The organism is Chitinophaga pinensis, from assembly GCF_007896845.1.
GTDB lineage: Bacteria > Bacteroidota > Bacteroidia > Chitinophagales > Chitinophagaceae > Chitinophaga > Chitinophaga pinensis_C.
Window position 1 is genome coordinate 23,256 of record NZ_VOHS01000024.1, and the last position, 24,232, is coordinate 47,487.

The window sequence follows — 24,232 nt, forward strand, 5'->3', positions numbered from 1 at the left end:
GTCAACAGCTGCATTCTCAAAGATTTTTTTACTTTTCTTGCGAAACGGTCTTCCTGACCAGATAACCAGATATCCAAAAAAGGCATGATTTCTTCCGTGCTTCTGGTATATGGAGGTAAGGCTTTCGATACTGCTGTTATTTTAACGCTCATACATTAGTAATTATCCACTGATAACGGAAAGCCCATTTCCATTTGAGTGTATATTGGTTGAAGTTCAGTTTTTGTGATAGTTGTTCAATTTCTTTTCTTTTAAAACCCCTGAGTATGGAGATGAGACCATCACTCTTTGCCATCCTCCCCAGTCCGGCGATCCAGCTGAATACCTGAAATAGCCGGTAAGCTACAGCACTTCTTTGCAGATCATTGATCACAATCCCTAATACCGCATTCCTTCTGAAGAGAGACATCAATTTTATGATCTGCCTTTCTTCAAAATGATGAAGTGTAAGCGTACATAAAGCGATATCATAGTGTATGTGCCTGAACCCGTCCTGCATAATATCCATGCAATAGTAAGTGATTTCCGGGTATTCTGCGGATAGTTCACCGGCATAATCTACTGTAAACCGGTTGGCATCAATACCCAATAACCTGACCCGCCATTTACACTTACGGGCCAGCTTTGCCACTGACCGGAGCATATCGCCATTACCACAGCCAATATCGGCAATTGTGATCATTTTACCTTTAGGTACATGTTCCATCAATGTACAAACGCCGTCCAGCGTGATCCTGTTACCTCCCAATATTCTATTGATGTAAGCGATCTGATCGAGGGTTTTCCGCAACGTCTCTCCTTCCATCTGGAAATCATCCATTAGTTCCGGAGCAATAGTTCGCTGCTCTGTATTGACAAACATGTGTAACTAGTTGTTTAAAGGTTTTCCGTGTGTTTGCCGGATAATTACCGGTAATAAGCCGGGAAATAGCGTTAATCCCCTCATTGCTGCAGCCCCGAATTGCTGTTTCCTGAATATGGCTGACAGTAATCTGCCGGCTGCCATTCTCTTGCCGAACGCCACATGCCATGTGTTGTTATACCTTCTTTCCAGTTCTTCCCTTGAAGAGACATTCCCGGAGAAAAAAGACAATAATTGTTCCGAAGCGATCTTGGCACTATGAATGGCCATTGCCATACCATTTCCGCAAAGCGGGTGAATCAGGCCGGCGGTATCGCCGGTCATGAGAATATGCCGGTCTACCTTACGTTTCTCTGCAAATGAGACCTGACTGATACTCAGCGGCCGCTCAAAAAGTGGTTTACAACCCTCAAAAACGGCTTTTAAATGCGGGTTCCGATACATGACTTCCTCCCGGTGAGCATCGATGTTTTTATACTTTTTAAACGTATCGTAGCTAACCAGATAACAGATATTGATGATATTATTCTCCACTTTGGAGACACCGCAATAGCCTCCCATGAAGTTGTGCAGTGCTACCAGTCCGTCAGGGAAACTACCTTCATAATGGCTCTTTACTGCCAGCCAGGGAGATTTCTGATCAGAAAAGTCCCTTTCCAGCTGCTGATCCAGACCGGATCGCTTACCATAAGCCCCGATCACAAAGCGGGCACTCAACACACTGCCTGCTGCTGTATCGACCTGAAAAGCATCGTGCTCAAAGCGGATATCGCTGACGGTATCTTCCAATATGACCCCACCAGCTGCCAGCACCTGCTGCATCAGGAAATGATCCAACGCATAACGGCTTACGCCAAAACCTCCCAGTGGCAGGGTGGATTCCACGCGCTTTCCTGAAACGGTTGATATACAAACCCTTTCAATACGTGCAGGCTGCAAGACGCCCGGATCAGCCCCCAGCCATTGAAGGTAAGGCAGCACTTCATTAGAGATATACTCTCCGCAGACCTTATGTTTCGGAAAGGAGCTTTTCTCAATGACAGTAACGCGCAACCCTGCACGTAACAGGTGCAGGGCACTGGTTAATCCGGCCAGCCCGCCTCCTACAATGATGATATCATTTACCGGCATTGAACTTAACTAATTGATTTTAAGCTTCCAAACATCAAATGACAAACTATATGTTGCAACAAGTGTACGTCAAATTCCTGAAATGACGAACCCGGAATAAGTCCGAATGCATAATTTTGTGCGCAAATCCGTCCCATGATCATCAGAAAGAAAGAGAACTGGTTCAAGATGTTGTTCGTAATGAAAGGTTCTGTGCTGCCCCGGGTATTCCCCCGCCTCCTGCTGTTACTCGGACTATCTTTTTGGTAGTATATCTGCGGGGTTCGTTCTTTCATATGAAAATACAGCTGAATCCAGCCCCTTTCACACTCTTCGGTATAGCTCTGGCACTTTTCCTTGGCTTCAGGAATAATGCCAGTTATGACCGCTTCTGGGAAGGCAGAAAACTATGGGGCGCTTTACTGAACGATACCCGCTCCCTCGCCAGACAGGCACTGACCCTGAGCAGTTATCCGAAAGATGCACCCGAACCAAAGGACTTTATTCAATACCTGATAGCCTTTACCTATAGTTTAAAACACCAGTTACGCCGTACGGAAGGTGGACTTGATATGGACAGATTGTTAAGTCCCTCCCTGGCAACAAGCATCAAAAGTGCTCATTACAAACCCATTATGCTGATGAAAGAAATGGGTGAATGGGTACAGGCTGCAAAGCAATCCGGAAAGATAGATTCCATCCAGCAGGCGGCTTTTGACGAAAACTTCAATAAGCTCTCCGACATTGTCGGTGGCTGCGAGCGACTGGCCGGCACTCCTATTCCGTATACTTACAGCGTACTTTTACACCGGACGGTATATATACTGTCTGTTACTGCCTTTTGGTTTTGTAGACAGCCTCGGTTGGATGACACCCATTATCGTAACATTTATCGCTTACACATTCGTTGCGCTCGAAGCTATTGCAGATGAGCTGGAAGAACCCTTCGGGATGGCGCCGAATGATCTTGCGCTGGATGCCATGAGCAGGATGATTGAGAATACATTACTGGAAATGACCGGCAAACCGGTTGTACCCGATGCAGCGCCGACAGATTATTATATCAGCTGATCCTTCATAAAAAAAGAGGGGCCAGCTTACGCCGACCCCACTCCACCTTATCTATAAACCATAACCTTTTATTTGTAGCTGCTCCACTGTGCTTCTCCAGATTGAGCAGTTGCATTGACTTCTGTACTTCTGAGTTCACTCAGCTGCTGGTCCATATCATTCACGTCTTTTACTGTACGATTAGTACCTTCCGGCTGAATACCCATCATACCTTTCGTTTCACGCACGTAGCTCACCGGATTGTCAATATACTGCCACTCTTCCCCCAGCTGAGTGCTGAGCCCCTCATTCCACGGGCCACGTACTTTACTGGTATCTGACATATTGAAGTACTTGTTGCTATATCGCGGATCTCCCTGTAATACAGCCGGTGGAAAATTAGGCTGTATAGTATCGAGCGCTGCTTCAAACATCTGGAAGTGGGCAATCTCTCTAGTCATCAGGAAAGTGAGCGTCTCCTTTACATAAGGATCATCCGTAAACTTCATCAGGTATTCATAAGTGATCTTTGCTCTTGATTCCGCTGCCATATCGGAACGCAGATCAACAGTAAGATCATTGTTCGCATTAATGTAAGCTCCGGTCCATGGTACACCCTGACAATTCGTAAGCATCGGGCCACCGCCGCTATGTACCAGAAACTCCGGATGCATCATTGCCTGATGAATGTATTCTTCTTTCCTCGCAGTGCCTTGCATCGTCTGCATGATTTCAGAGTTATCAGCCGCATTTTTCAACTCCCCGTTGACTCCCTGTAACAATAGCTGAATAGTCGCCCCTACAATCTCCAGATGACTAAACTCTTCCGTAGCAATATCCATCAGCATGTCATATTTGTCAGGATAAGGTTTTTTGCACCAAATGCCTGTACAAAGTATTGCATCGCAGCTTTCAATTCTCCGTTAGCACCACCAAACTGTTCCAGTAACAATGCAGCAAAGCGTGGATCAGGTGCAGATACACGCACATTAAACTGTAGATCTTTTACATGATGAAACATAGTGTTGTTCTTTTATGGTAAAGCAATAGTGCAGATGTACTAATGAAAGGACCATAAGCGTGCCATGGCAGATTTCCCTGTAAGTGTTTCTCCTGAAGGTGTTTCTCATATTACATAGGTGTGTAGACAAGCTTTCCCCTTTATGGGGGAGATAGCTATTCTTCACCTGTATAATGTAGTGGCGTAATCTTTGAGCCGATATATATTGTACAGCGCTTAATTATTTCATTCCACTAAAAATATTCTTATGCAATCAGTAGAAAACATTCAGCTACCTGATGATAATAAAGATCCATTAAATGCAAACCTCGCAGAAGATCAGCAAGATGACGCCAATGACATCAATCAGGGTGGCCTGAAAGCAGATGATGTTAATGATGTAGATCGTGATGTAGACCTCGAAGGAGATGAAGACGACGAACTGGATGATACGCCAGAACTCGATGAAGAGGATCTTGAAGACAATGATTTATCAACAGATGACGCCGATAAGGTGCAATGGGAACCTCCCAAAAATAGTTAACCCGTAGCGTAGCTACGTATGACAGACAGGGGCAATGAATGCACATCCACCATTCATTGCCCTTCTTAATGACCACACCCACCGAAAAGACAAAACTCTTTTAATATGTACACTCTGGGAATCAATGCAGCCTTTCATGACTCTGCAGCATGTCTGGTAAAAGATGGGCAACTGATTGCAGCCGCAGAAGATGAACGCTTCACACATGTAAAACATGGAAAAAGACCAATACCTTTTTCAGCTTATGAGCTTCCTTATCATGCAATAGATTATTGTTTAAAAACTGCCAATATTCATCTCAGCGATATTGATCATATCTCTTATTCTTTCGATCCTTTTATTTTACTGCCGGAAGAGGATGCAGCAAAAAGTCTGATCGATATTCCATTAAGACAACCATCGCAGTTCGTACCGGAGAAATGGGTATCTCCATGGGATCCCTTATTTCTTTCCGCTATTATCAACGCACCCGGACAGCTGACAGATGGTTATCCGCATCATTTACAACAACGCTTCCGTGGTGCACAATTTAATAACGATCAATGGCATTTCGTGGAGCATCACTTATGTCATGCAGCCAGTGCATTTCTGCCTTCGCCTTATCATGAGGCAGCTGTATTAACGATAGACGGTCGTGGTGAAAAAGCAACCACTACATTCAGCATGGGAAAAGGAAATGACCTGCAACGTATCAGTCAGGTGAATATGCCGCACTCACTCGGATTATTGTATGAGAAGGTAACTACACATCTTGGCTTCCTCCATTCTTCTGATGAATATAAAGTAATGGCACTGGCCTCTTATGGCAAACCTGTTTTTGTCAACGCATTCCGTTCAATGATCAACATGCTTGACAACGGACAATATGCGATCGAAGACGAGCGCATGGTTGAATTACTGGGTCCTGCCAGAAAAAAAGGTGATGAGTTCACTGCACATCACTTTAATATCGCGCATTCATTACAGGCTGTTCTGCAGGAATCCGTACTGCAACTCACTGATTGGTTGTATAAAGAAACGCAGGCTGATAATCTTTGTTTTGCAGGCGGAGTTGCCTTAAATTGTGTATTGAATGCAAAGATCAGAGACGCAGGTATTTTTAAAAACATCTGGGTACAACCCGCTTCAGGTGATGCCGGCACTGCACTGGGCGCTGCTTTATGGACAGATGCAAAAGAACGTGGCAGCCAGCAAAAAACCTTTCGCATGGATCATGCTTACTGGGGCCCGGAATATGGAGATGATGAGATAAAAGCTTTCCTCGACTGGACGAAAACACCTTACAAAAAACTGGAGAATGTAGCAGAAGAAACTGCAGCACTGTTAGCACAGTACAAAATCATCGGCTGGTATCAGGGACGTATGGAGTTTGGGCCACGCGCATTAGGCAGTCGTTCTATTCTTGCATCTCCCATTTCGGCCAATATGCAGGCCAGACTGAACGAGGTGAAAGACCGTGAAGACTTCCGGCCGGTAGCGCCGGTTGTCCTTGAAGATGTCGCCGCTGAATGGTTTGAGGATGCACACTTCTCTCCTTTCATGCTGTTTGTATACAATGTAAAAGAGGATAAAAAAGATAAAATTCCGGCAGTGACACACGTAGACGGCACTGCCCGTATACAAACCATTAACCGGGATCAACACCCGCGTTACTACGATCTTTTACAAGCCTTTTACCAAAAAACAGGCGTACCTGTATTGATCAACACCTCATTTAATACGTTAGGTAAACCCATCGTATGTACACCGCGGGATGCCATAGAATGCTTCTGGTCCTCCCCTTTTGACGCTTTAGTAATAGGTTCTTTTCTTGTTCAGAAATAAAACTGTCGCTATGGAAAAAAAAGTAAGCGTTGTAATTCCCTCTTATCAACGCCCTGAATTACTCTCCCGTTGTCTGCAGGCGCTGGAAGCGCAGGAATTTGATCTCAGCGCAATTGAAGTGATCGTCGTCAGTGACGGACCCGATAAATATACCCGACAGGTAGCCTGCAGCTGGAAATATGCAGGACTCGTCGATGTACGGTATATCGCACTACCACAAAAAAAAGGACCGGCCACTGCAAGGAATGCCGGCTGGAAAGCGAGTGAAGCTCCCTTAATCGCATTTACAGACGATGATACACAACCAGATCCTTTCTGGATACAAAGTATCTGGAACGCATGGAAAGGGGAACCGGCTATCGTCTATACAGGTCCTGTTGTCGTGCCGATAAAAGGACGTCCTACCGACTATGAACTGAATACTGCACAATTGGAAAAGGCCGACTTCGTAACAGCTAATTGTGCCTGTACCAGAGAAGCGCTTGAAACTGTCGGTGGCTTTGATGAATCATTTGAAGCAGCATGGCGGGAAGATAGTGATCTGGAATTCCGTTTGCTGCAACACCATATTCCCATTTATCACCTGCAAAAGGCGATTGTGGTACACCCTGTCCGTAAAGCTGGCTGGGGAGTGAGTATCAAAGAGCAGAAGAAAAATATTTTCAACGCATTACTGTATAAAAAATTCCCGCTGGAATACCGCAAACGTATACAAAAGCGGCCTGCATGGAATTATTACATGATGCTCCTTTTCTTTATACTGGGCGCTGTGTTCCTGATAACAGGCGATTACACAACAGCCACCGTTTCGTTTGGTGCATGGTTATTGCTGACTGGATTATTTGCAGGCAGACGGCTACGCCATACATCTCATAGCACGTCGCATGTATTGGAAATGATCGTTACATCAGCAGCCATACCCTTTGCAGCTATTTATTGGAGCTTGTACGGGTCATGGCGTTATAAAGTACTTTATCTGTAAATATGCAAACATCTGTTAAAAAGATTGCCATCTTCCGTGCTTTACAACTGGGAGATATGTTATGTAGTGTGCCGGCATTCCGTGCCCTGCGCACTGCATTTCCTGAAGCACATATCAGTCTGCTGGGATTGCCATGGGCAGCATCATTTGTGGAACGCTTCCATCATTACATTGATGAATTCATACACTTTCCCGGTTATCCCGGCTTACCGGAACAGCCGATCATACCTGCACAGATCCCTCCGTTCCTCACAGCAATGCAGGAGCGGGAATTTGATCTTGTATTACAGATGCAGGGAAACGGGTCCGTCGTAAATCCAATGGTTGCATTGTTAGGTGGACGATATACGGCCGGGTACTGGCGCCGCGAAGACGGTTGTCCGGATGCCGGCCTTTTCCTTGAGTATCCGGAAAGCGTATCAGAAGTAGAAAGACACCTGTTGCTGATGGAATACCTTGATATTCCCCGTCAGGGTACACAGCTGGAGTTTCCCATCACCGCAAAGGACATGGACGAATTCAATCAACTCTGTCTCCCGTTGGAAGCACAGGAATACCTTTGTGTGCATCCCGGTTCGAGAGGCAGCTGGCGGCAGTGGCCGCCACACATGTTTGCTGCGATGGCCGATGAATTTGCAGAGAAAGGATGGAAGATCATACTGACAGGTACGAAGGATGAAAGACCACTCACGGAAGAAGTAGCGGGATTAATGAAACATAAATCTATCAATACAGCAGGATTGACAACATTAGGTAGTCTGGGTGTATTGATTAAAAACGCCAGAGCATTATTATCCAACTGCACAGGCGTTTCTCATATGGCGGCTGCATTTGAAACACCGAGTGTCGTCATCAGTATGGATGGAGAACCCGGTAGATGGGCGCCATTGAACAAACAACTACATTATACAATAGACTGGACAAGTGAACCCGATTATGAAATCGTATTACGGCAAGGCATGCGGCTCCTCGAGGCTACCTGACGAGGCGCTCCGCCTTGTCAGCATTGCTGCTACCGTATCAGCAATCCTTGCCGGTGTGGCAAGCGGCAGTTCCTGACGGGAGAAAGACTGATATACATGTTTTACCACCTCATTTTTACTCTGCATATTTTCAGGCACATCAAAATATAATACTTCGTTGGTGACGGCCCATGGTATATGTTGTGGATTAGTCAGTGCGTACACCACCAGCACCGGCGTCTGAACGGCAGCAGCGATATGCACTGTACCGGTATTAACAGATACCAGTAAAGGTGCATGGGCAATAAGTACTATCAACTCCTGCAGATTAAACACCCCGCAGCCGGGAAACAGTTTCCGCCTATCCCTGCAGCAATAGCGGCTGCTTCAGCTTCATTACTTTTCCCCGTAATCACTATTTGACAATCCCTTTTTGCGAGGATCTTCCTGCCTGCACTGATCCAATCCGTCACTGCGTATTTCCTTTTCTGTTCAGATACCTCCGGATGGAGAATCAGCCAGGGTTGCTCAGGATCTATGCCAAGTGCCTGTAATTTATTCCATACCAGTGGCCATAACTTTTCCTGCACGCGTATGCTAAGCTGTCTGTCTCTTATAATACCACCTACACTGGCCACTAACTCAAGATCACGTAACACCTGATGACGGATAAAACGATAAGGTTCTTCATCCGGTATCCAATGCGTCAGCAAATGATATGGATTCTCCCGGCAATAAGCCAGCCTTAGCGGAATCTCCGCCAGATAAGCCAACAGAATGGACGGCATCGGATTCTGGCTATATACGGTAAAAATAACTGCTGCGTCGAAGTGACGTTCTTTCAGCCGTTGCACCAATTCATGAAACTGTGAAGGAAGGGGAATATTATTGGTCTGCACCCAGGGTACATCGCAGATGATTGCATCGTCTATTTCGGGAATTTCGGGAACGACGGCCGCACCCATGGTAGATACAAGTACTGTGACATGACAATGGAACGTTTCCTTCAGGGCTTTTATAGCCGGAGTGCTCATCAACAGATCTCCTATATTATCCGGCCGTATACATAATATACGGCGGCAGGAATGCCATTCGTTTTTCATTTATGCTTCCGCTACTTTTAAAACAGGCGTTGTATAGATTCGTTTAATGATCAGGGTAGTTGAACGGTCCGGTACAAGCGGCAATAATATTATTTCTCCGCCATATTCTTCCACCGCTGCTGCTTCCGGCAGCGATTCTCTGCTATAGTCTCCACCTTTGGCAAATACTGCTGGCTGAATAATACGGATGAGTGGTTCCGGTGTATCATTCGCTTCACTGCCAAAAGAAATGAGATGGGTAATGGCGCCCAATCCCGCCAGTACCTGTATGCGATCACCCAGATTATTGATAGGACGTTCGGACCCTTTCAGTCGTTTGATACTTTCATCTGTATTGACGCCTACAATCAATACGTCTCCCAGTGAAGCAGCTCTTTCGAGATAGCTGACATGTCCGCTGTGCAGAATATCAAAACAACCATTAGTAAACACTATCTTTTTGCCCTGTGCCTTATACATATTACACAAAGCTTCCAGTTCCGCATGATCTCTCACATATTTATCCTTCATGGAAAAATACGCTATCAGTTCTGACTGTTTGCAGTGCGCAGTATTACTTTTACCAATAGCGACAGCTGCTGCTGCACCAGCTATTTCGGCAGCAGTGGCAGGCGTCGAATCTGACAGACAGGCCAGCATGAATGCACTGATATAAGTATCGCCTGCGCCGGATACATTTGGGTTATTAACGGGTCGGGCAGCAGTATGACACAGGAGCTGGTCCTTCAGGAAAATCAATGCACCTTCTTCATCAAGTGTAAGTGCGGTGATACCGGCACCGGTCGCTTCAAAGATACCTGCTCCCATTTCTTCCATCTGTCTGGCTTTATTGTTGCTCAATTCCGGCAATCGAAGTAATGCAGCCGCCTCCTTATAATTGGGCTTTACCAGATCGGGCCGTAATTGTTTGTAGCGGGATAGCTGCTTTGCATCCACTGCAATAAACTTCTTATGTTTCTGATTGATCTTTTCCAGTGCATCAATTATCCCGTCAGTGATCAACCCTTTATTATAATCAGCGATTAATATTGCATCATGTAATGGCAATTGTTGTTCAAGCATCGCTATCAGTTGCCTTTCGCACTCTTCATCTGGTTGTATTTCCGTTCCTTCATCATAACGGGTCAGTAATTGCTGTCCGGCGATCACCCTTGTTTTAGTAATCGTCCTCCTGGTATCACAACGGATCACTTCATTGTTTACACCCTCCCTTTCCAGTAATTCTGCAGCCAGTCCGGCAGCATAATCATCCCCGGTCAGACTCACGAAAGTAACTTTTGCACCCAGATTGCGCAGATTAACCGCCGCATTCGCACCACCCCCCAATACAGATGTATGAGAACTGATATCCACTACCGGCACCGGCGCTTCCGGAGAAAGGCGGGTGCTGGCTCCTCTGAGATACGTGTCTATCATCAGGTCTCCCATTACAAGGATAGCCGGTTGTACAAAAGACCTGATCAATGTCTGATATATGAGTTCCATACCTTCTCGTTTGTTAATGAATGATTGGCAATAAACTGCGCTGCTTCCAGCAGGTCTTTTGCGATCAATGTCGGTTTTGAATGCTGATTCATATCCCATACCGTCTCATTCCCATTGTTGATGAGCACAGAACGGCAGCCGGCACGGTTACCAGCTTCCACGTCATGCAGAATATCTCCTATCATCCATGACTCCCGGAGAGCAATCCCTGATTCTTTGGCTGCTTTTAATATCATACCGGGCGCCGGTTTACGACAACTACAACTTGTTGTATACCCGGCTATCTTCCCGGCGGGATGATGCGGACAATAATAAAATCCGTCAAGCCGGATGTCAGCATCCCCCAGTAATTGTCTTATAGTGGAGATCACAGGTTGCATGTCTGCTTCTTTGAAATAGCCATGCGCAATACCTGCCTGATTGGAAATCACGATCAGGGAATATCCCTTGCGCTGTAACAGCTGCAGCCCCTCAATAGCGCCATATTCAAGCGTTATTTTCTGAGGATCTACATTGTAAGGAACATTCCTGATCAATGTTCCATCTTTATCTATGAATATTGCCTTCTTCATAAACTCAGCCTTTCTCCTTTGCCGGAATTCTGCTGATACACCAGACTGTTTCTTCCGATGATCTTCTCGTACACAGTCTGCATGTCCTGCGCAACTAATTCCCAGGTAAATAACTTGTTGATCCTGCGGATAGCATTTGCACTCATTTCGCGCAGTCTGACAGGAGAACGTAACAGTGAGTTGACCTTAGCAGCCAATGCCTCCGGATCTTTTGGTGGTACAAGTGCGCCTGTTTTTCCTTCCAGTACGCTGAATTTGATGCCCCCAACATTACTCCCTACGACCGGTGTACCACAGGCCATGGCCTCCAATGGCGTAATACCAAATGGCTCATACCAGGGTGTAGTAATAAACAGGTCAGCAGCTGCGTAATAGTATTTCAATTCTTCCCGTTCTTTCTGTCCGACGAAAACAACCTGCTCACTGATGTTCAGTTCTTCCGCCAGCGACCGCAATCTATGTAGTTCATTCACGGTATCAGCATCCCCTCCCACTATGAGCAATTTTACTTTGAGGTCTCTGAATTTTAGTTTGATAAAGCAGCAATCACGTTATCTACCCCTTTCCTGGGTACCATCCGGCCCAGCTGCAACAGGATACGTTCTTCCTGAGAAAGTTTCAGCAGGGAGCGCGCAACTGATTTATTCATCGGGTAGAATTCCTCCGTATTCACACCACAGGGTATGATCGTAATCTTGTCTACAGCTGCCTGATAATAGTTAATCAGGTCATCCCTGTCCTGCGGGCACTCGGCGATAATCAGGCTTGCCTCTCTTACCGCCCGCTCTTCGATAGCGATACGTTCTTCAGGAAAAGTATCATTATTACCCTGATGAATACGGCGAATATGCCCTAATGCGTGAAACGTTACAACAAATGGTATATCGAGTGCTGCCTTAATGTCCATCGCCACAAGCGCTGACATAAAGAAATTCGCGTGTACCAGTTCATAAGACAGCTGTTCTTCCTGCATAAACTGCAACATATCACTGGTAAAAGCGGGCATATACTGCAGAAGTGTTTCTTTGGGAATATCTTTGGCAGGACCAGCGTCTATATGTACAACCCGTATCGTGTCACTAAAATTGGCGACTCTGGGTAGCTCCTGATCGTCCCGCCGTGTAAAGATATCGATCTGATATCCTTTATGGGCCAGTTGCCTGGCTACCTCTCCCACGTACACATTCTGTCCTCCCGCATCAGCACCGCCCAAAGCAGCCAGTGGCGAGGCATGCTCGCTGATAAATGCAATTCTCCGTCCCATAAGTTTTGATGATTTTATCAGATGTCGCTGGCAATGGTATTCCGGTCAGCATCCGCTGTCTGTTTACCGAAAAGCTGGTCAGTGTAGATCAACTCATTCATATTCCCATTACACACGTTATGAAATAACCTTTCCCAGTCCGCAATAAAGCGGTCGATATTAAAACGCTTCATGGCGGTCGCTTTGGCTTCTGCCCCCATTTGCGCGGCTAGTTCAGGTTCATTCAGCAACAACTTCATTTTTTTGATGAGGTAATTGATATCAGTATGAATAAAACCGTTTTTCCCATTTTCTATCACAGTGACCAGCTCAGTAGTCGCCAGTCCGACAACAGGTAAACCCTGCATCATCGCTTCACAGACTGCCAGTGCAAGACTGGTATGTCTTACAGGATGAAAATAGAAACGGTATCTGCTCCTGAATAATGGTAATTGCGGATGCAAGATCTCTCCGAGACCATCCTCTCCATTACCCATACCTACCAGATCAACCGGCAGTATGTTTCTTACCTGCTGGAAGATATCCCAGCCAAGTCCCCTTCCGCGCTGAGGGAGGTGATTGATTGTCACGAGACCTTTAGCCAGTTCTCCTGTATAAGGTACATCCGGTGTATTAACGCCATGCTCAATGACCGTGGCCGGCGTACGGTTATTATCCCACATAAGCCGGTTGTAATGGGTTACATGCACAAGACAGATACGACGGTCATTTACGACGTGCCTTGTTGTTACAGGATTTTTAGCAGGTGTGTTATGCTCCAGATACACTCTGGGCAACCTGCGTTGTGAAGGAGACAGGATATCATACTGATCTACCAGATAATCTTTAGTAGATTGATACAGGATGACATCGAAATCGAAGTCCTTCACCATTTTAACCGGAATCTCATGAACGTTGTCCCCGAATGGAAATGTTTTCCCCCTTCCGTAGTACCCAGGTGTGCGCTGCTCGTTGACAGGAATATAGATATCGAAATTGCCCTGTGACAGGTAATACAGATAACTTCCGTGAATGTGCCAAGTAAAAATCTTCAGCCTGGGTCTCTGCTGTGTAGTCGCCATATATATATTTAAATAGGATTGACAGTTGGTAACAAAAATGTGCTTTCGACCTTCCCGATGTGTCTCTTATTCACCAGACAATTGTTCTTACATATCTAAAATGGGCTCGGATAAAGGAAGATCAATAAACAAACCAAATGTGACGATTCTGAAATAATTGATTTATAAGATTTTACTTTCGACAATTCTTAGTCGTTGTAAAGCACTGCATTGAAGCGCTTCCCCGGCGGACGCTGCCGCTGCTTAATAATATTTCTGCTGCATGGTGGTGTTACAGCTATAATTGCAGATTGCCCCAAGAGTTCTACACTTGATGTATGCTATTCACATCAAAGCATCAAGCTGTATACAAACTCCATACACATAGCCATGGCATGATTTTACAACACACTTAACTGTCCTATCTACTCCCTCTCCCATTATTATCTCATCACATAAAAATTTATCTTATGAAGGCAGCTGTGTTCCACAAAATCGGAGACATAAGTGTAGACACTGTGGAAGATCCACGTATTGAACACCCGGAAGACATCATTGTGAAAGTGACCTCAACTGCCATCTGTGGCTCGGACCTGCATATTTATGACGGGTTCTTTCCTCAGCTGAAAGACCAGGTGATGGGACATGAATTCATGGGAATTATAGAAGATGCCGGCTCAGGTGTCAGCAAACTGAAAAGAGGTGATCGTGTGGTTGTTCCATTCCCCATCGCCTGTGGTCATTGCTATTTCTGTGATCATCAGTTACCTGTCCATTGCGAGAATAGTAACAAAGAGCATTATGGTCCACAAGGTGACATGACCTCCGGCAAAGGTGGCGGACTGTTTGGTTATACAGACCTTTACGGTGCGTATGCCGGTGGACAGGCAGAATATGCACGTGTGCCGTTTGCGAATTTTGGTCCGCGGGTAGTTCCGGACAATCTCACAGACGAACAGGCACTTTTCCTTACAGACATCTTCCCTACTGGTTGGTCAGCCATTGACTGGGCGCAGTTAAAAGGAGGCGAAACCGTCGCTATTTTTGGTGCAGGTCCCGTTGGATTGATGGCACAGAAAGCCGCCTGGATACAGGGAGCCGGTCGTGTGATTGCGATTGACCCCGTACAGTACAGACTGGACATGGCCAAAAATACCAATGGCGTTGAAATCATTAACTCTTCTGAATCAGATCCTATTCAGGCGATATACGATCTCACACAAGGACGGGGTGCCGATGTGTGTGTGGATGCGGTAGGGATGGAAGCAGACAGAAGCTTCCTTGAAAAGTAAAAGCAGTGATCAATGTTGAAAAAGGCACTCCTAAAGTGCTTGAGAACTGTTTCAAGGCAGTACGGCGGGGTGGCACAGTAACCGTAGTGGGTGTCTATGGCAGTCCATACGATAACTTCCCTGTGCATCGCATTTTTGATAAGGGGATCACGATTAAAACTGGCCAGGCGCCTGTGCAAAAGTACATTGATCATCTGATGGAACTGGTATCTTCAGGACGCGTGACGCTGAATGATATTATCACACATAAACTGCCACTATCGGCTGCAAGTAATGCTTATGATATTTTCAAAAAGAAAGAAGATGGTTGTGTGAAGGTTGTATTAAACCCGTAATCAGAGCAAAGGCGTCCGCCATTGGCGCGACGCCTTTGTATAATACAAGCTGCATCAGCATCACTTTTCCTCTTATATTCCGGTAATGTAGTTAGTGCAGTAGCACATCCGTCCTCGCATAGCCGTCTGAAATTTCCCGTCCATAATGTCTGTTCCTGTCGGTAAACAAGTTCTATACCATGCTGTCATTACCCGTCGGGCATATTAATTGATCTTTTCCTGTTGAACAAAACTCCAAAAGACATGATACAAAGAGACGGCGCACAAACCAGTTTATGGCAGGGTAATGTAGCTCCTTACATTACGACCAGCAGAGCCGAAAGGAAAACCGTATACGACGTGGTAATCGTAGGTGGCGGTATTACCGGCCTGACAACAGGCCTGCTATTACAGGAAGCAGGAAAACAATGCCTCATTGCTGAAGCAAATGATCTGGGGTTCGGCACCACAGGGGGTACTACAGCCCACCTGAACACTCTGCTGGATACTCCATACTATGTAATTGCAAAGAATTTTGGGGAGGACAATGCAAGACATGTTGCCCACGCTACTGCAGAGGCCCTCAATCTGATAAGGAATAATGTGAACAGGTTCAACATAGATTGCGGATTCAGCGAAGCCGATGCTTATCTTTTTGCACAGGATGCTGATCAGGAAAAAGAGCTGGAAAAGATAAGACAGACCTCTGCCGATGCGGGACTGCAAATTGACTATAAACCGGCTATTCCGGTGAATGTTCCTTTCACCAAAGCCCTACGCGCTATGGGACAGGCAAAATTTAATCCTCTGGAATATATACACGGCCTTGCAAAGGCATTTGAAGCCGCGGGCGGTACAATATTGCAGCAATGCCGTGTCATCAATGTAACGGAAGATGATACAATGAAGGTCGCTACTACTGCCGGTGTGTTCAACGCGGTAGATGTTGTATATGCGACACACATTCCACCCGGTATCAATTTATTACACCTGCGCTGTTCACCTTACAGAAGTTACGCAATGGCAGTTACACTGGAAGACGATAATTATCCGGAAGACCTTAGTTATGACATGTACGATCCCTATCACTATTATCGCACACAGGTGGTGAAAGGGCAACCTTATCTGATCGTTGGCGGAGAGGACCACAAAACAGGAACTGAAGAAAATACTGAGAAATGTTTCCGCGCACTGGAGGCCCATGTCAGGAAACATTTTAAAGTGAAAGAAGTTGCTTATAAATGGTCCTCACAATATTTTGAACCTGCAGACGGTCTGCCCTACATCGGTTATCTGCCGGGGCATGAAGACCATGTATATGTCGCGTCAGGATATGGTGGTAATGGTATGACATTCGGTACGGTGGCGGCACAATTACTGAAATGCATTATCCTGAAAGAAAATGCGACATTAGAAAAGCTGTTCGACCCTAACAGGATCAAACCAGTAGCAGGCTTTACTAATTTCGTTACGCACAATACAGAAGTCGTCAAAGAAATGTTCGGTAAACTGTTTTCTGCAGATGAACTCAAACAGCTGGGCGATCTGGCGCCAGGTGAAGGAAGGCTGGTCAGCTATCATGATAAAAAAGTGGCTTTATATAGAGACGACGCCGGCAAATTCTATGCGCTCAATCCTACCTGCACGCATATGGGTTGCGATGTAAAATGGAACCAGACAGAAAGATCATGGGATTGCCCCTGTCATGGTGCACGATATAATTACGATGGCAAAGTCATCACCGGTCCTGCGGATGCAGATCTGGAAGCCCTTGTTTTATCTTCAGAAAATGCAAAAGTAGTATGATCGATTCAGGAGGTTACGATATAGACATCATCAATAATATATCCGCTATTCTTCAGCAAAGAGAGGAGACACTGGCAGTGGCAGAGAGCGTAACAGCCGGTCAGCTGCAGGTGGCCTTCTCTCTTGCGGATGGCGCTACGCAGATATTACAAGGCGGTATTACTGTCTATAATATAGGGCAAAAAGCGCGGCACCTGAAGATTGATCCGGTGCATGCCGGTAATACAAATTGCGTATCTCAAAAAGTAGCAGATCAGATGGCGGCAGCAGTGTTGCAATTGTTCTCTGCTGACTGGGGTATCTCCATCACCGGTTATGCTTCTCCTGTGCCTGAAGAGAATATCTATGAGCTGTTTGCCCATTATGCGATCTATCACCTTCAAAACTGCATTAAATGCGGACGCATCACAGCTCCTCCCGGCAGCGTAATGAGTGTAAGAACACATTTCACTAATACCGTATTGCAAAAATTTCATGAGGCCTGCAAACAGATCCACATCTGAATCATGGCATGGAATAATCTTTGTCGCATTATTCATAAACATGTATTATGAAGCAGACATCTATTGATAAAGAAATCGTACATACAGATTATACCGGTGAAGGTATTCCTGAATCTGTAAAGAACTTTCGTCCTTCTATTTACAGGGACGGCGAAATGTATCATTGTATACTCGGTACAGATAAAGACACCGGGATATTTGGCAGCGGCAAATCTGCAGAGGAAGCCATGATTGAGTGGGATAAGTCTTATCAGGAAAAGAAGCGTAAATAACCATTAAAAAGGCCATCCCGTATAAACGGGATGACCACATTTTATTCACTAATTATTGAGATTTCTCTCAGGGTGTACCTTCTGTCATATTATCATTGTTCACACCTCCCCTGCTATAGGCATTATTCTCCTCATCTTCGGCACCAATGTCCTCATTAGTATCATCCAATTCTGCGCCAGGAATATCCAGATCCTTACCCGATGTTTCCTCTCCAAAGCTACCTTCATTCAATGGCTCACCGTCTTCATCCATATCATCCAGCGCCGCCCTTCTCAGGTTTTCTGCATCTTCTTCACCCGGCGTTACATTAGCACTGGTGTCGAGGTCGCGGCGCTCTTCTTCCGTTACATCCACATCATTATCGAGCTCATCCTCTTCTTCATCATCCAGAATCCCCTTACCTTCCTCATCATCAGAAGAAATCGTTGTGTCTGCCAATTCTCCCAATGGAGGTACATGAATATGCTCTTGTCCGGGGATATCAGACACATCAGGCAATTCCATTTCTATGTCCTCCCCTTGCATTTTCTTTTCATCCTGCGGACTATCCTGCAGGTCCTGATATTCGTCGCTGCTTTTTACGCGTGAGAATGCTTTTTCCATATAAATTTTTTTTTAGTTTCTGTTTCCCTGATCTCTGGTCTTCTTACCAGCCTGAAGTACCAGGTATATTACGACGCCTACAATTACGACAGCAAGTGCTATTAATGGTACCAGCATAACGATCATTTATACAAATAGTATTACAAATAATTTGCCATGCCGGAAATACGATTATCCCATGAATAGAGGAACCTACTACTTTTTGGGTATGAGCGCAGATGTAAAATATCAACTGTGATAATTAATTTTGCGTCGTCTTAGAAAAAACGACAACCCGGATCTGCCTACAGCAAAGGTTTTAGCGACAAAAGACGACTATTTTATCCCGAACCAGATTTTAGAAAAACACCGCAACATTTTGGCTCGTCAGCAATGACGGGAAGGAGTATCAATGAAACTTACACCCACTACACAGTTAACAGAAGAACAGGTGAACACAGGCATGAATCTGGTCACCAAAGATGGATTGGCAGTAGAAACAATGGTCGTACTGACCGGAGGTACATTCCTTACTGCACTCGCCTTAAAACTCGGCGCTTCCAATTTTCAGATAGGATTGCTGGCAGCATTACCAACGTTTACCAATATCTTTCAGCTATTTGCCATATGGCTGGCGCAACGTTATAACAACCGGCGTGTGATTACGGTTGCCTGTACCGCCTTTGCCAGGTTCCCGCTGATCGTGATTGGCCTGATGCCATTTGTATTCACAACAGGGACAACGATACATACATTAATCTCGCTGCTTTTCTTTCACTACTTGTTTGGCTCTCTGGCCGGAGCTACATGGAATTCGTGGATGAAAGACCTCTTACCGGGAGAAAAACTGGGGAGTTTTTATGCACAGCGAACACGGCTGACGCAAATATTGAATGTAACGCTGAGTCTGACAGTATCCCTATTGATCGACTTTGTAAAAACGCGCTTTCCTGAGTATGAAACTGCGGCATTAACCGCCTTGTTTCTTGCAGGCAGTGTGGCTGGTTTATCCAGTTTGTGGCTACTGATCCGCACGCCGGAACCACTGGCAACAGTACAGCCTGATAATCTTATTCAGCAATATGTATTACCACTGAAAGACCAAAATTTCAAACGCCTGTTGTTCTTCAATGGCAGCTGGATCTTTGCAGTAAATCTGGCAACTCCTTTTCTCACAGTTTATATGTTGAAGACAATGGGGCTTTCTGTATTCATGGTGACAGTGATGGCCATCGTGGGTCAGTTAAGTGGTATTATGTTCGTACGAATCTGGGGACGTTATTCAGACAAATACAGCAACAAAACAGTGATCCTGATCTGTGCTTCTTTGTATGTCGCAGCTATGCTGGCATGGGCATTTACAGCAGTCTCTGCTTCTGTTCATTTTACGATTGCATTATTGACGCTGATCAACATATTGACGGGAATAGCTAACTCAGGTATTAATCTTTCGTTGAATAATCTTGGGATTAAGCTGGCACCTTCCGGTCACGCGATGGTATATCTGTCTGCTAAAAATATGATGATCGCATTATGTTCGGCTGCTGCTCCCTTGTTGGGTGGTATACTGGCCGATTTTTTCGCACATCATCAACAGGTATGGGCAGCCATATGGAAGAGTCAATGGAATTTCTTCTTTATCATGAGTGCAGTGCTGGCAGCATTATCTACCCGCCTGCTTAAAAAAGTAGCGGAATCAGGAGAAGAAAGAAAAGGAATTGTACTGGAAGAAATGCTGCTATCTTTCAAAGCACGGTTGATCAGTGTACCAGCAGTACTATCCAGAAGAAATAAGAAGTAAAAATCTGTGCAGGTCTGAGATCCCGAAAGGTATCAGACCTGTATCAGCAGCTTCTGTAATTCCCTTACCAGATCATATACAGACGTTGTCTTCTGGATACAACGAAAAGCGCCTTTTTCATCGCTTCCTGTCGCAAACCGTAATCAATATAAGTAGAGTACATCACGATGGGAATATGGCGCAGCTGCTGATTCCCTTTCAGTTCTTCAAGACATAACAAACCATTACGCCCCGGCATATTGTAATCCAGCAGGATCAGGTCGGGTTGGTTTCCCTTTAATAATCTGTAAGCAACGTCGACACCTTGCGCCCAATCGCAGACACTATCAGTGCCTGTCATTTCCACGGCTTCATTCAGGATACTAATTTCATCTGCATCGTCATCAATTAATAAGATAGACTTCATTACAATTAAATTTAAAGAGGTAAAATAAAATAGGGATGCACCCATTCATTCTCGTATACTTCGGGGATAAACAGTCCTTGTTGAATGAAAGGAAATGGATGTGTTTACATCAGAGAGAACCTGTAAAAAAAAGTCGAACGATTAATGGTCTGTATCAACTGATTATCTATATTCAATCTACCGCTATTTTGCCGAAACACCAAATAAGATACTCGAATGACGTGGTATATGCAGACTTAGCGTGACATTGATGCAGTAGTATATTGCGTCTTATTTCATATCAGGTTGCGCGTATAACCGCGGCATGATTCCTGTAAAATGTCGTATCATTGATGTAGCACTTCAGCATATGTCAGCAATACATTGGTGATATTGATACTGAAATGCAGACATCAGTTATTATAAACTGAAAATCAGATAGATATAAGATGTTGATCCAAAGAGGAAAAATAGCGTTAAACCGGGAAGAAAGTGTCCATCAGGCAGGATTTTGTGTGCTGCAGGCAGACCTGCAGGAATTAATTTCCAAACTCAACTTATTGCATTCCGAAGAGAGATCGTATTACGATCATCTTACTTTTGACAGAAGAAAACAGAGTTATCTGTTAGGTCGTCTTTCCGCCAAAAAAGCAATAGGTGCTTTGGCAGTTTATGAGGATCTGGAAAAGATCGCTATTACCTCAGGTATCTTTCAGTTTCCCGTGGTGCAATATAGCATTACCCGCAATCTGCAGGTTTGTATTACGCATTGCGATAACCTTGGTATTGCCCTTGCTTATCCGGAAGTACATCCTTTAGGCCTCGATATAGAAAAGACGAATAAAGCGAATGTAGAGGTTATTAAGGGGCAATTAACCACTGATGAACACTCCCTTACCAAAGCCATCTCCTTATCAGAAGATGCTTCCTGTACGATGATATGGACAATGAAGGAAGGACTATCTAAAATACTCCGCACCGGACTGACCATGGATATGAAAGTCCTTGAAATACAATCACTCGTAAAAGAGGGTCCGGACCTCTATACCAGTCAATTTAAACACCTCATTCAATACAAGGCAATCTCCTGCTTATCAGGACCTTATGTCTGCTCGCTTGTGATTCCGCGTAAAACAACCGTTACATTGGACGAGTTCTGGCAGGCCTTCCGTCATGCCACTGCTGCAACGATAACAAACATACGTTAATACCGCACATAGCCACATACTTTAAAGCACCGCTTATAGCTAATATGATTGCAGTAAATTCCATCTTCATACGCAGTATGTAAAGACCTCCCTGCACAATTAAAGCAATCTGATCAGTTACCGGATCAACAGTCATTGTTTTACATCTTCTAAAACTGTAAACCTATATCAGGACTTGCCCCTGGCTGTAAACCTATATCAGGATTATACCTGCTTCGATCTGGATTTTACTGTGTCAGGAACATTATTCATAGGCTTCCCATAGATAAGCCGTAGATAAGCCGTAGATAACCCGTATCTATAAGAATGGCTTATATACGGCTTATCTACGGCTTATATACGGGTTATCTATAAATTACCTCCCTTTTCCGGACACGACAAAGCCAGTCAACGATCGCTTTTGCGTTCATAGACTGGCTTCGTTATTTTAAAAAAGTGACTGCTTAATTACAGCAGCAAGGTATCAATACGATGAGCCTGTACCAATTGCACCTGTTCAGACCAGGAGAAAACGGTAAAATAACCATCCTGAGAAGCAACCAGTGCGATCGCTTCAGGCTGGTCACTAACGAACTGTGCAGCGGAAAGGTGACGGGTGCCACCAATAGCAGAAGGGTGCATCAATTCGGGTGTGCCACCGATGACAGGTTCGATCATCACTACTTTGTCAACGCCATGTTTGGACCATGGAGCACGGGTGATCTTGGCTCCGAAAGTAATAAGTTCATGCCGGTCGTTAATGACAGATGCACCATCTACGGCGGTCAGCCCGGTAACATTGTCCACCTCACGACGCAATGCATTCTGCCAGTAGATCTCTGTTACCTTTCCGCCGTCCTGACGAACGAGGTCAGAGACTCCGGAGAAAGCAGGAGAAAGCGGGTAAGTAAGCGGATGTACGATTGATTCTTTCCATTTCGTACTACCGGCAGGTACTACGAGGAGGATGCCTCCTCTTTTGTGTGCCCGCATAGAAACGGCAATCTGGATCAGGACGTTCACCGGGTCATTCCAGACCGCGGAAGAGGTCAGGCCCAGCAGGGAGGTCACGATCTCAGGACTATCCGGCAGCAACCCGCAGGATTCGTCCACAATCTTCACCTGATCTCCTTTCAGTACGGCAACGTTGGCGAATTTACCCAGTCCGACGCTGCGGCGGTGTTTTACCACCAGCAATCCCGGTTCGGATACATCGAGTACAAAACAGAAGTTAGGCAGTTTAAGGGTGGTGCCCCATATATACAGGTTATCGCCTTCATACCAGATCCCTACATGTACACCTGCTCTTTCGACCCCCGGGGCCAGTTTAGTGAGCACTCTGACATCAAAAGGCAGTTTCTGGGCAAATTTCAGGGGTTTTCCCGCCTGACAAGGATTGAGGAAAGCAAGGGAAATACGGGTAGGAATTCCTTCCTCCCGGCGTAAACTGGCCCAAAAGGCCACGTCCAGCATTTTCTCAATAAATTTCGCATGAGGAACCGTAGCAAGGTCTTCCTCACCACTCACAGCAGCAATAGCCAGATGTTTGGAAAAATGGTTTTCTATCTGGTCGGCTACCTTCGTGGCAGCCTGGTAAGTCGAGTCAAGAGTCAAATCCATACCTTATCAATTAGCGCCAAATGTCGATTCAAAATTAACCTTTTATTCCGTCGGTAGCCACGCAGTAATACGGAACTTCCATAACGGTGTTATGAATTACAGGGGATCGGGGTATACCCATCCTTTTATAAAACGAGCGCAAAGCTATTCATTTTATGCCCTAAAAAATACCGCTTATGCCTGATGTATGCATCTTATGCCTTTTTTCTCCCGGAGCAGGGATATAATCAGGATATTCGAATTCCTCTTTAAGTATAGGATATGGATATGGTCATGAGAAGGAATGCCCCAACCCCAGGCATTCCTTTTTCTTTTATTTGAAGATCTTAAAAGCCTGCAGGAATTCATCAATATACCGCCGGCTGAAGAACAGGGACTCCCCGTCCCTGAAGAATATCTCGTTATTATAGGTATTGATCTTGGTCACCTCTTTGACATTGACGATATAATTGCGATGTACCCGGCAGAACTGTACGGGAGGCAGTTGCGCCTGCAGGTCCTTGAGAGACTGCTGGATAACGAATTTCTCGGCAGGACAAACCACCTTACTGTATTTCCCGTCCACCTCAATGTACTTGATATCGTCAAAGGCAATCCTTTGGAGCAGGTTCCCTTTTTGATAAACAGTGTATCTGAGACCGGCGCTACTGCCTGAGCAGGCGGTGCAGCCG

General features: G+C 45.3%; 26 protein-coding genes and 1 pseudogene. 12 read left to right on the plus strand and 15 right to left on the minus strand.

What is annotated here, in order from left to right; all coding sequences use genetic code 11:
* Window positions 1-148 precede the first annotated feature (148 nt).
* Window positions 149-862, minus strand: coding sequence for a methyltransferase domain-containing protein (locus tag FEF09_RS20145; RefSeq protein ID WP_146306771.1), 714 nt, complete (start codon window positions 860-862; stop codon window positions 149-151).
* A 6-nt stretch (window positions 863-868) separates the two neighbouring features.
* A complete protein-coding gene (locus FEF09_RS20150; protein WP_146306772.1) occupies window positions 869-1,993 on the minus strand; it encodes an NAD(P)/FAD-dependent oxidoreductase in 1,125 nt (374 codons plus the stop codon).
* 180 nt (window positions 1,994-2,173) lie between these two features.
* Between FEF09_RS20150 and FEF09_RS20155 the strand changes: the two are divergent.
* Window positions 2,174-3,043 (plus strand): annotated as a pseudogene (locus FEF09_RS20155) (bestrophin family protein).
* A gap of 68 nt (window positions 3,044-3,111) precedes the next feature.
* Here FEF09_RS20155 and FEF09_RS20160 read toward each other — a convergent pair.
* The gene (locus FEF09_RS20160; protein ID WP_261387623.1) at window positions 3,112-3,864 is read right to left on the minus strand and encodes a manganese catalase family protein; all 753 of its coding nucleotides are present in this window, start codon (window positions 3,862-3,864) and stop codon (window positions 3,112-3,114) included.
* Window positions 3,864-4,043: a manganese catalase family protein gene (locus tag FEF09_RS33320; RefSeq protein ID WP_261387624.1), complete on the minus strand. Its 180-nt coding sequence runs from the start codon at window positions 4,041-4,043 to the stop codon at window positions 3,864-3,866. The genes FEF09_RS20160 and FEF09_RS33320 overlap by 1 nt, the downstream gene beginning before the upstream one ends.
* A 247-nt stretch (window positions 4,044-4,290) precedes the next feature.
* Between FEF09_RS33320 and FEF09_RS20165 the strand changes: the two genes are divergently transcribed.
* The 4 genes from FEF09_RS20165 to FEF09_RS20180 all read left to right on the plus strand — a co-directional run bounded on the left by FEF09_RS20165 (window position 4,291) and on the right by FEF09_RS20180 (window position 8,355).
* Window positions 4,291-4,566 carry a hypothetical protein gene (locus FEF09_RS20165; RefSeq protein WP_146306773.1) on the plus strand — a complete coding sequence of 92 codons (276 nt, stop codon included), beginning with the start codon at window positions 4,291-4,293 and terminating at the stop codon, window positions 4,564-4,566.
* Between the two features lie 105 nt (window positions 4,567-4,671).
* Window positions 4,672-6,390 carry a carbamoyltransferase gene (locus FEF09_RS20170; protein ID WP_146306774.1) on the plus strand — a complete coding sequence of 573 codons (1,719 nt, stop codon included), beginning with the start codon at window positions 4,672-4,674 and terminating at the stop codon, window positions 6,388-6,390.
* Between the two features lie 10 nt (window positions 6,391-6,400).
* On the plus strand, window positions 6,401-7,372 hold the full coding sequence (locus FEF09_RS20175; RefSeq protein WP_146306775.1) for a glycosyltransferase family 2 protein: 972 nt from the start codon (window positions 6,401-6,403) through the stop codon (window positions 7,370-7,372).
* A 2-nt stretch (window positions 7,373-7,374) separates the two neighbouring features.
* Window positions 7,375-8,355, plus strand: coding sequence for a glycosyltransferase family 9 protein (locus FEF09_RS20180; protein WP_146306776.1), 981 nt, complete (start codon window positions 7,375-7,377; stop codon window positions 8,353-8,355).
* Here the strand turns inward: FEF09_RS20180 and FEF09_RS20185 are convergent.
* From FEF09_RS20185 to FEF09_RS20210, 7 genes are read right to left on the minus strand one after another with little or no spacing between them, the layout of a single operon-like run.
* A complete protein-coding gene (locus FEF09_RS20185; protein ID WP_186774425.1) occupies window positions 8,320-8,652 on the minus strand; it encodes a glycosyltransferase family 9 protein in 333 nt (110 codons plus the stop codon). The genes FEF09_RS20180 and FEF09_RS20185 overlap by 36 nt on opposite strands.
* On the minus strand, window positions 8,649-9,437 hold the full coding sequence (locus FEF09_RS20190; protein WP_146306778.1) for a glycosyltransferase family 9 protein: 789 nt from the start codon (window positions 9,435-9,437) through the stop codon (window positions 8,649-8,651). Before FEF09_RS20190 ends, FEF09_RS20185 begins: the two co-directional genes overlap by 4 nt.
* Entirely contained in the window at window positions 9,438-10,922 is a 1,485-nt protein-coding gene (locus tag FEF09_RS20195) for a PfkB family carbohydrate kinase (RefSeq protein WP_186774426.1), read from the minus strand. It abuts the gene before it with no gap.
* Window positions 10,898-11,494, minus strand: coding sequence for a D-glycero-alpha-D-manno-heptose-1,7-bisphosphate 7-phosphatase (locus tag FEF09_RS20200; RefSeq protein WP_146306780.1), 597 nt, complete (start codon window positions 11,492-11,494; stop codon window positions 10,898-10,900). The genes FEF09_RS20195 and FEF09_RS20200 overlap by 25 nt, the downstream gene beginning before the upstream one ends.
* A complete protein-coding gene (locus tag FEF09_RS33325; RefSeq protein ID WP_261387625.1) occupies window positions 11,491-11,988 on the minus strand; it encodes a glycosyltransferase in 498 nt (165 codons plus the stop codon). The genes FEF09_RS20200 and FEF09_RS33325 overlap by 4 nt, the downstream gene beginning before the upstream one ends.
* Before the next feature lie 32 nt (window positions 11,989-12,020).
* Complete coding sequence (locus tag FEF09_RS33330) at window positions 12,021-12,758, minus strand: glycosyltransferase (RefSeq protein ID WP_261387626.1); 738 nt, start codon at window positions 12,756-12,758, stop codon at window positions 12,021-12,023.
* Window positions 12,759-12,775: 17 nt separating this feature from the next.
* The gene (locus tag FEF09_RS20210) at window positions 12,776-13,819 is read right to left on the minus strand and encodes a glycosyltransferase (RefSeq protein ID WP_146306781.1); all 1,044 of its coding nucleotides are present in this window, start codon (window positions 13,817-13,819) and stop codon (window positions 12,776-12,778) included.
* A gap of 449 nt (window positions 13,820-14,268) precedes the next feature.
* Between FEF09_RS20210 and FEF09_RS20215 the strand changes: the two genes are divergently transcribed.
* From FEF09_RS20215 to FEF09_RS20230, 5 genes are all read left to right on the plus strand, one after another.
* Window positions 14,269-15,090 (plus strand): alcohol dehydrogenase catalytic domain-containing protein, encoded by an 822-nt coding sequence (locus FEF09_RS20215; RefSeq protein WP_261387627.1) that lies wholly within the window; start codon window positions 14,269-14,271, stop codon window positions 15,088-15,090.
* A gap of 5 nt (window positions 15,091-15,095) precedes the next feature.
* Entirely contained in the window at window positions 15,096-15,425 is a 330-nt protein-coding gene (locus tag FEF09_RS33335) for a hypothetical protein (RefSeq protein WP_261387628.1), read from the plus strand.
* Between the two features lie 243 nt (window positions 15,426-15,668).
* A complete protein-coding gene (locus FEF09_RS20220) occupies window positions 15,669-17,210 on the plus strand; it encodes an FAD-dependent oxidoreductase (RefSeq protein WP_146306782.1) in 1,542 nt (513 codons plus the stop codon).
* Window positions 17,207-17,713, plus strand: a complete 507-nt coding sequence (locus FEF09_RS20225) for a CinA family protein (protein ID WP_146306783.1) — start codon at window positions 17,207-17,209, stop codon at window positions 17,711-17,713. Before FEF09_RS20220 ends, FEF09_RS20225 begins: the two co-directional genes overlap by 4 nt.
* A 47-nt stretch (window positions 17,714-17,760) precedes the next feature.
* On the plus strand, window positions 17,761-17,985 hold the full coding sequence (locus tag FEF09_RS20230; RefSeq protein ID WP_146306784.1) for a hypothetical protein: 225 nt from the start codon (window positions 17,761-17,763) through the stop codon (window positions 17,983-17,985).
* Between the two features lie 67 nt (window positions 17,986-18,052).
* Here FEF09_RS20230 and FEF09_RS20235 read toward each other — a convergent pair whose 3' ends face one another.
* Window positions 18,053-18,589 (minus strand): hypothetical protein, encoded by a 537-nt coding sequence (locus FEF09_RS20235; protein ID WP_146306785.1) that lies wholly within the window; start codon window positions 18,587-18,589, stop codon window positions 18,053-18,055.
* Window positions 18,590-18,980: 391 nt separating this feature from the next.
* Between FEF09_RS20235 and FEF09_RS20240 the strand changes: the two genes are divergently transcribed.
* Window positions 18,981-20,369 carry an MFS transporter gene (locus FEF09_RS20240; protein ID WP_146306786.1) on the plus strand — a complete coding sequence of 463 codons (1,389 nt, stop codon included), beginning with the start codon at window positions 18,981-18,983 and terminating at the stop codon, window positions 20,367-20,369.
* A 64-nt stretch (window positions 20,370-20,433) separates the two neighbouring features.
* On the opposite strand, the gene FEF09_RS20245 is transcribed toward FEF09_RS20240, so the two are convergent.
* Window positions 20,434-20,775, minus strand: coding sequence for a response regulator (locus FEF09_RS20245; RefSeq protein ID WP_186774427.1), 342 nt, complete (start codon window positions 20,773-20,775; stop codon window positions 20,434-20,436).
* 428 nt (window positions 20,776-21,203) lie between these two features.
* Here FEF09_RS20245 and FEF09_RS20250 point away from each other — a divergent pair, with 428 nt between their 5' ends.
* Window positions 21,204-21,962, plus strand: coding sequence for a 4'-phosphopantetheinyl transferase family protein (locus FEF09_RS20250; protein ID WP_146306788.1), 759 nt, complete (start codon window positions 21,204-21,206; stop codon window positions 21,960-21,962).
* Window positions 21,963-22,409: 447 nt separating this feature from the next.
* On the opposite strand, the gene FEF09_RS20255 is transcribed toward FEF09_RS20250, so the two are convergent.
* Together FEF09_RS20255 and FEF09_RS33340 are read right to left on the minus strand one after the other, a co-directional pair.
* Window positions 22,410-23,561 carry a putative sensor domain DACNV-containing protein gene (locus tag FEF09_RS20255; RefSeq protein ID WP_186774428.1) on the minus strand — a complete coding sequence of 384 codons (1,152 nt, stop codon included), beginning with the start codon at window positions 23,559-23,561 and terminating at the stop codon, window positions 22,410-22,412.
* Between the two features lie 313 nt (window positions 23,562-23,874).
* Window positions 23,875-24,126, minus strand: coding sequence for a LytTR family DNA-binding domain-containing protein (locus tag FEF09_RS33340; protein ID WP_315898174.1), 252 nt, complete (start codon window positions 24,124-24,126; stop codon window positions 23,875-23,877).
* Window positions 24,127-24,232: the final 106 nt, after the last annotated feature.

Bases quoted from the DNA above. Each gene is read 5' to 3' on its own strand.
- FEF09_RS20220 (WP_146306782.1), top strand. From the start codon at position 15,669: ATGATACAAAGAGACGGCGCACAAACCAGTTTATGGCAGGGTAATGTA.
- FEF09_RS20145 (WP_146306771.1), bottom strand. From the start codon at position 862: ATGTTTGTCAATACAGAGCAGCGAACTATTGCTCCGGAACTAATGGAT.
- FEF09_RS20200 (WP_146306780.1), bottom strand. From the start codon at position 11,494: ATGAAGAAGGCAATATTCATAGATAAAGATGGAACATTGATCAGGAAT.
- FEF09_RS20160 (WP_261387623.1), bottom strand. From the start codon at position 3,864: ATGGATATTGCTACGGAAGAGTTTAGTCATCTGGAGATTGTAGGGGCG.
- FEF09_RS20255 (WP_186774428.1), bottom strand. From the start codon at position 23,561: ATGGATTTGACTCTTGACTCGACTTACCAGGCTGCCACGAAGGTAGCC.
- FEF09_RS20150 (WP_146306772.1), bottom strand. From the start codon at position 1,993: ATGCCGGTAAATGATATCATCATTGTAGGAGGCGGGCTGGCCGGATTA.
- FEF09_RS20165 (WP_146306773.1), top strand. From the start codon at position 4,291: ATGCAATCAGTAGAAAACATTCAGCTACCTGATGATAATAAAGATCCA.
- FEF09_RS20230 (WP_146306784.1), top strand. From the start codon at position 17,761: ATGAAGCAGACATCTATTGATAAAGAAATCGTACATACAGATTATACC.
- FEF09_RS20170 (WP_146306774.1), top strand. From the start codon at position 4,672: ATGTACACTCTGGGAATCAATGCAGCCTTTCATGACTCTGCAGCATGT.
- FEF09_RS20195 (WP_186774426.1), bottom strand. From the start codon at position 10,922: ATGGAACTCATATATCAGACATTGATCAGGTCTTTTGTACAACCGGCT.
- FEF09_RS20245 (WP_186774427.1), bottom strand. From the start codon at position 20,775: ATGAAGTCTATCTTATTAATTGATGACGATGCAGATGAAATTAGTATC.
- FEF09_RS20250 (WP_146306788.1), top strand. From the start codon at position 21,204: ATGTTGATCCAAAGAGGAAAAATAGCGTTAAACCGGGAAGAAAGTGTC.
- FEF09_RS20190 (WP_146306778.1), bottom strand. From the start codon at position 9,437: ATGAAAAACGAATGGCATTCCTGCCGCCGTATATTATGTATACGGCCG.
- FEF09_RS20240 (WP_146306786.1), top strand. From the start codon at position 18,981: ATGAAACTTACACCCACTACACAGTTAACAGAAGAACAGGTGAACACA.
- FEF09_RS33320 (WP_261387624.1), bottom strand. From the start codon at position 4,043: ATGTTTCATCATGTAAAAGATCTACAGTTTAATGTGCGTGTATCTGCA.
- FEF09_RS33330 (WP_261387626.1), bottom strand. From the start codon at position 12,758: ATGGGACGGAGAATTGCATTTATCAGCGAGCATGCCTCGCCACTGGCT.
- FEF09_RS20210 (WP_146306781.1), bottom strand. From the start codon at position 13,819: ATGGCGACTACACAGCAGAGACCCAGGCTGAAGATTTTTACTTGGCAC.
- FEF09_RS20180 (WP_146306776.1), top strand. From the start codon at position 7,375: ATGCAAACATCTGTTAAAAAGATTGCCATCTTCCGTGCTTTACAACTG.
- FEF09_RS20215 (WP_261387627.1), top strand. From the start codon at position 14,269: ATGAAGGCAGCTGTGTTCCACAAAATCGGAGACATAAGTGTAGACACT.
- FEF09_RS20175 (WP_146306775.1), top strand. From the start codon at position 6,401: ATGGAAAAAAAAGTAAGCGTTGTAATTCCCTCTTATCAACGCCCTGAA.
- FEF09_RS20225 (WP_146306783.1), top strand. From the start codon at position 17,207: ATGATCGATTCAGGAGGTTACGATATAGACATCATCAATAATATATCC.
- FEF09_RS20235 (WP_146306785.1), bottom strand. From the start codon at position 18,589: ATGGAAAAAGCATTCTCACGCGTAAAAAGCAGCGACGAATATCAGGAC.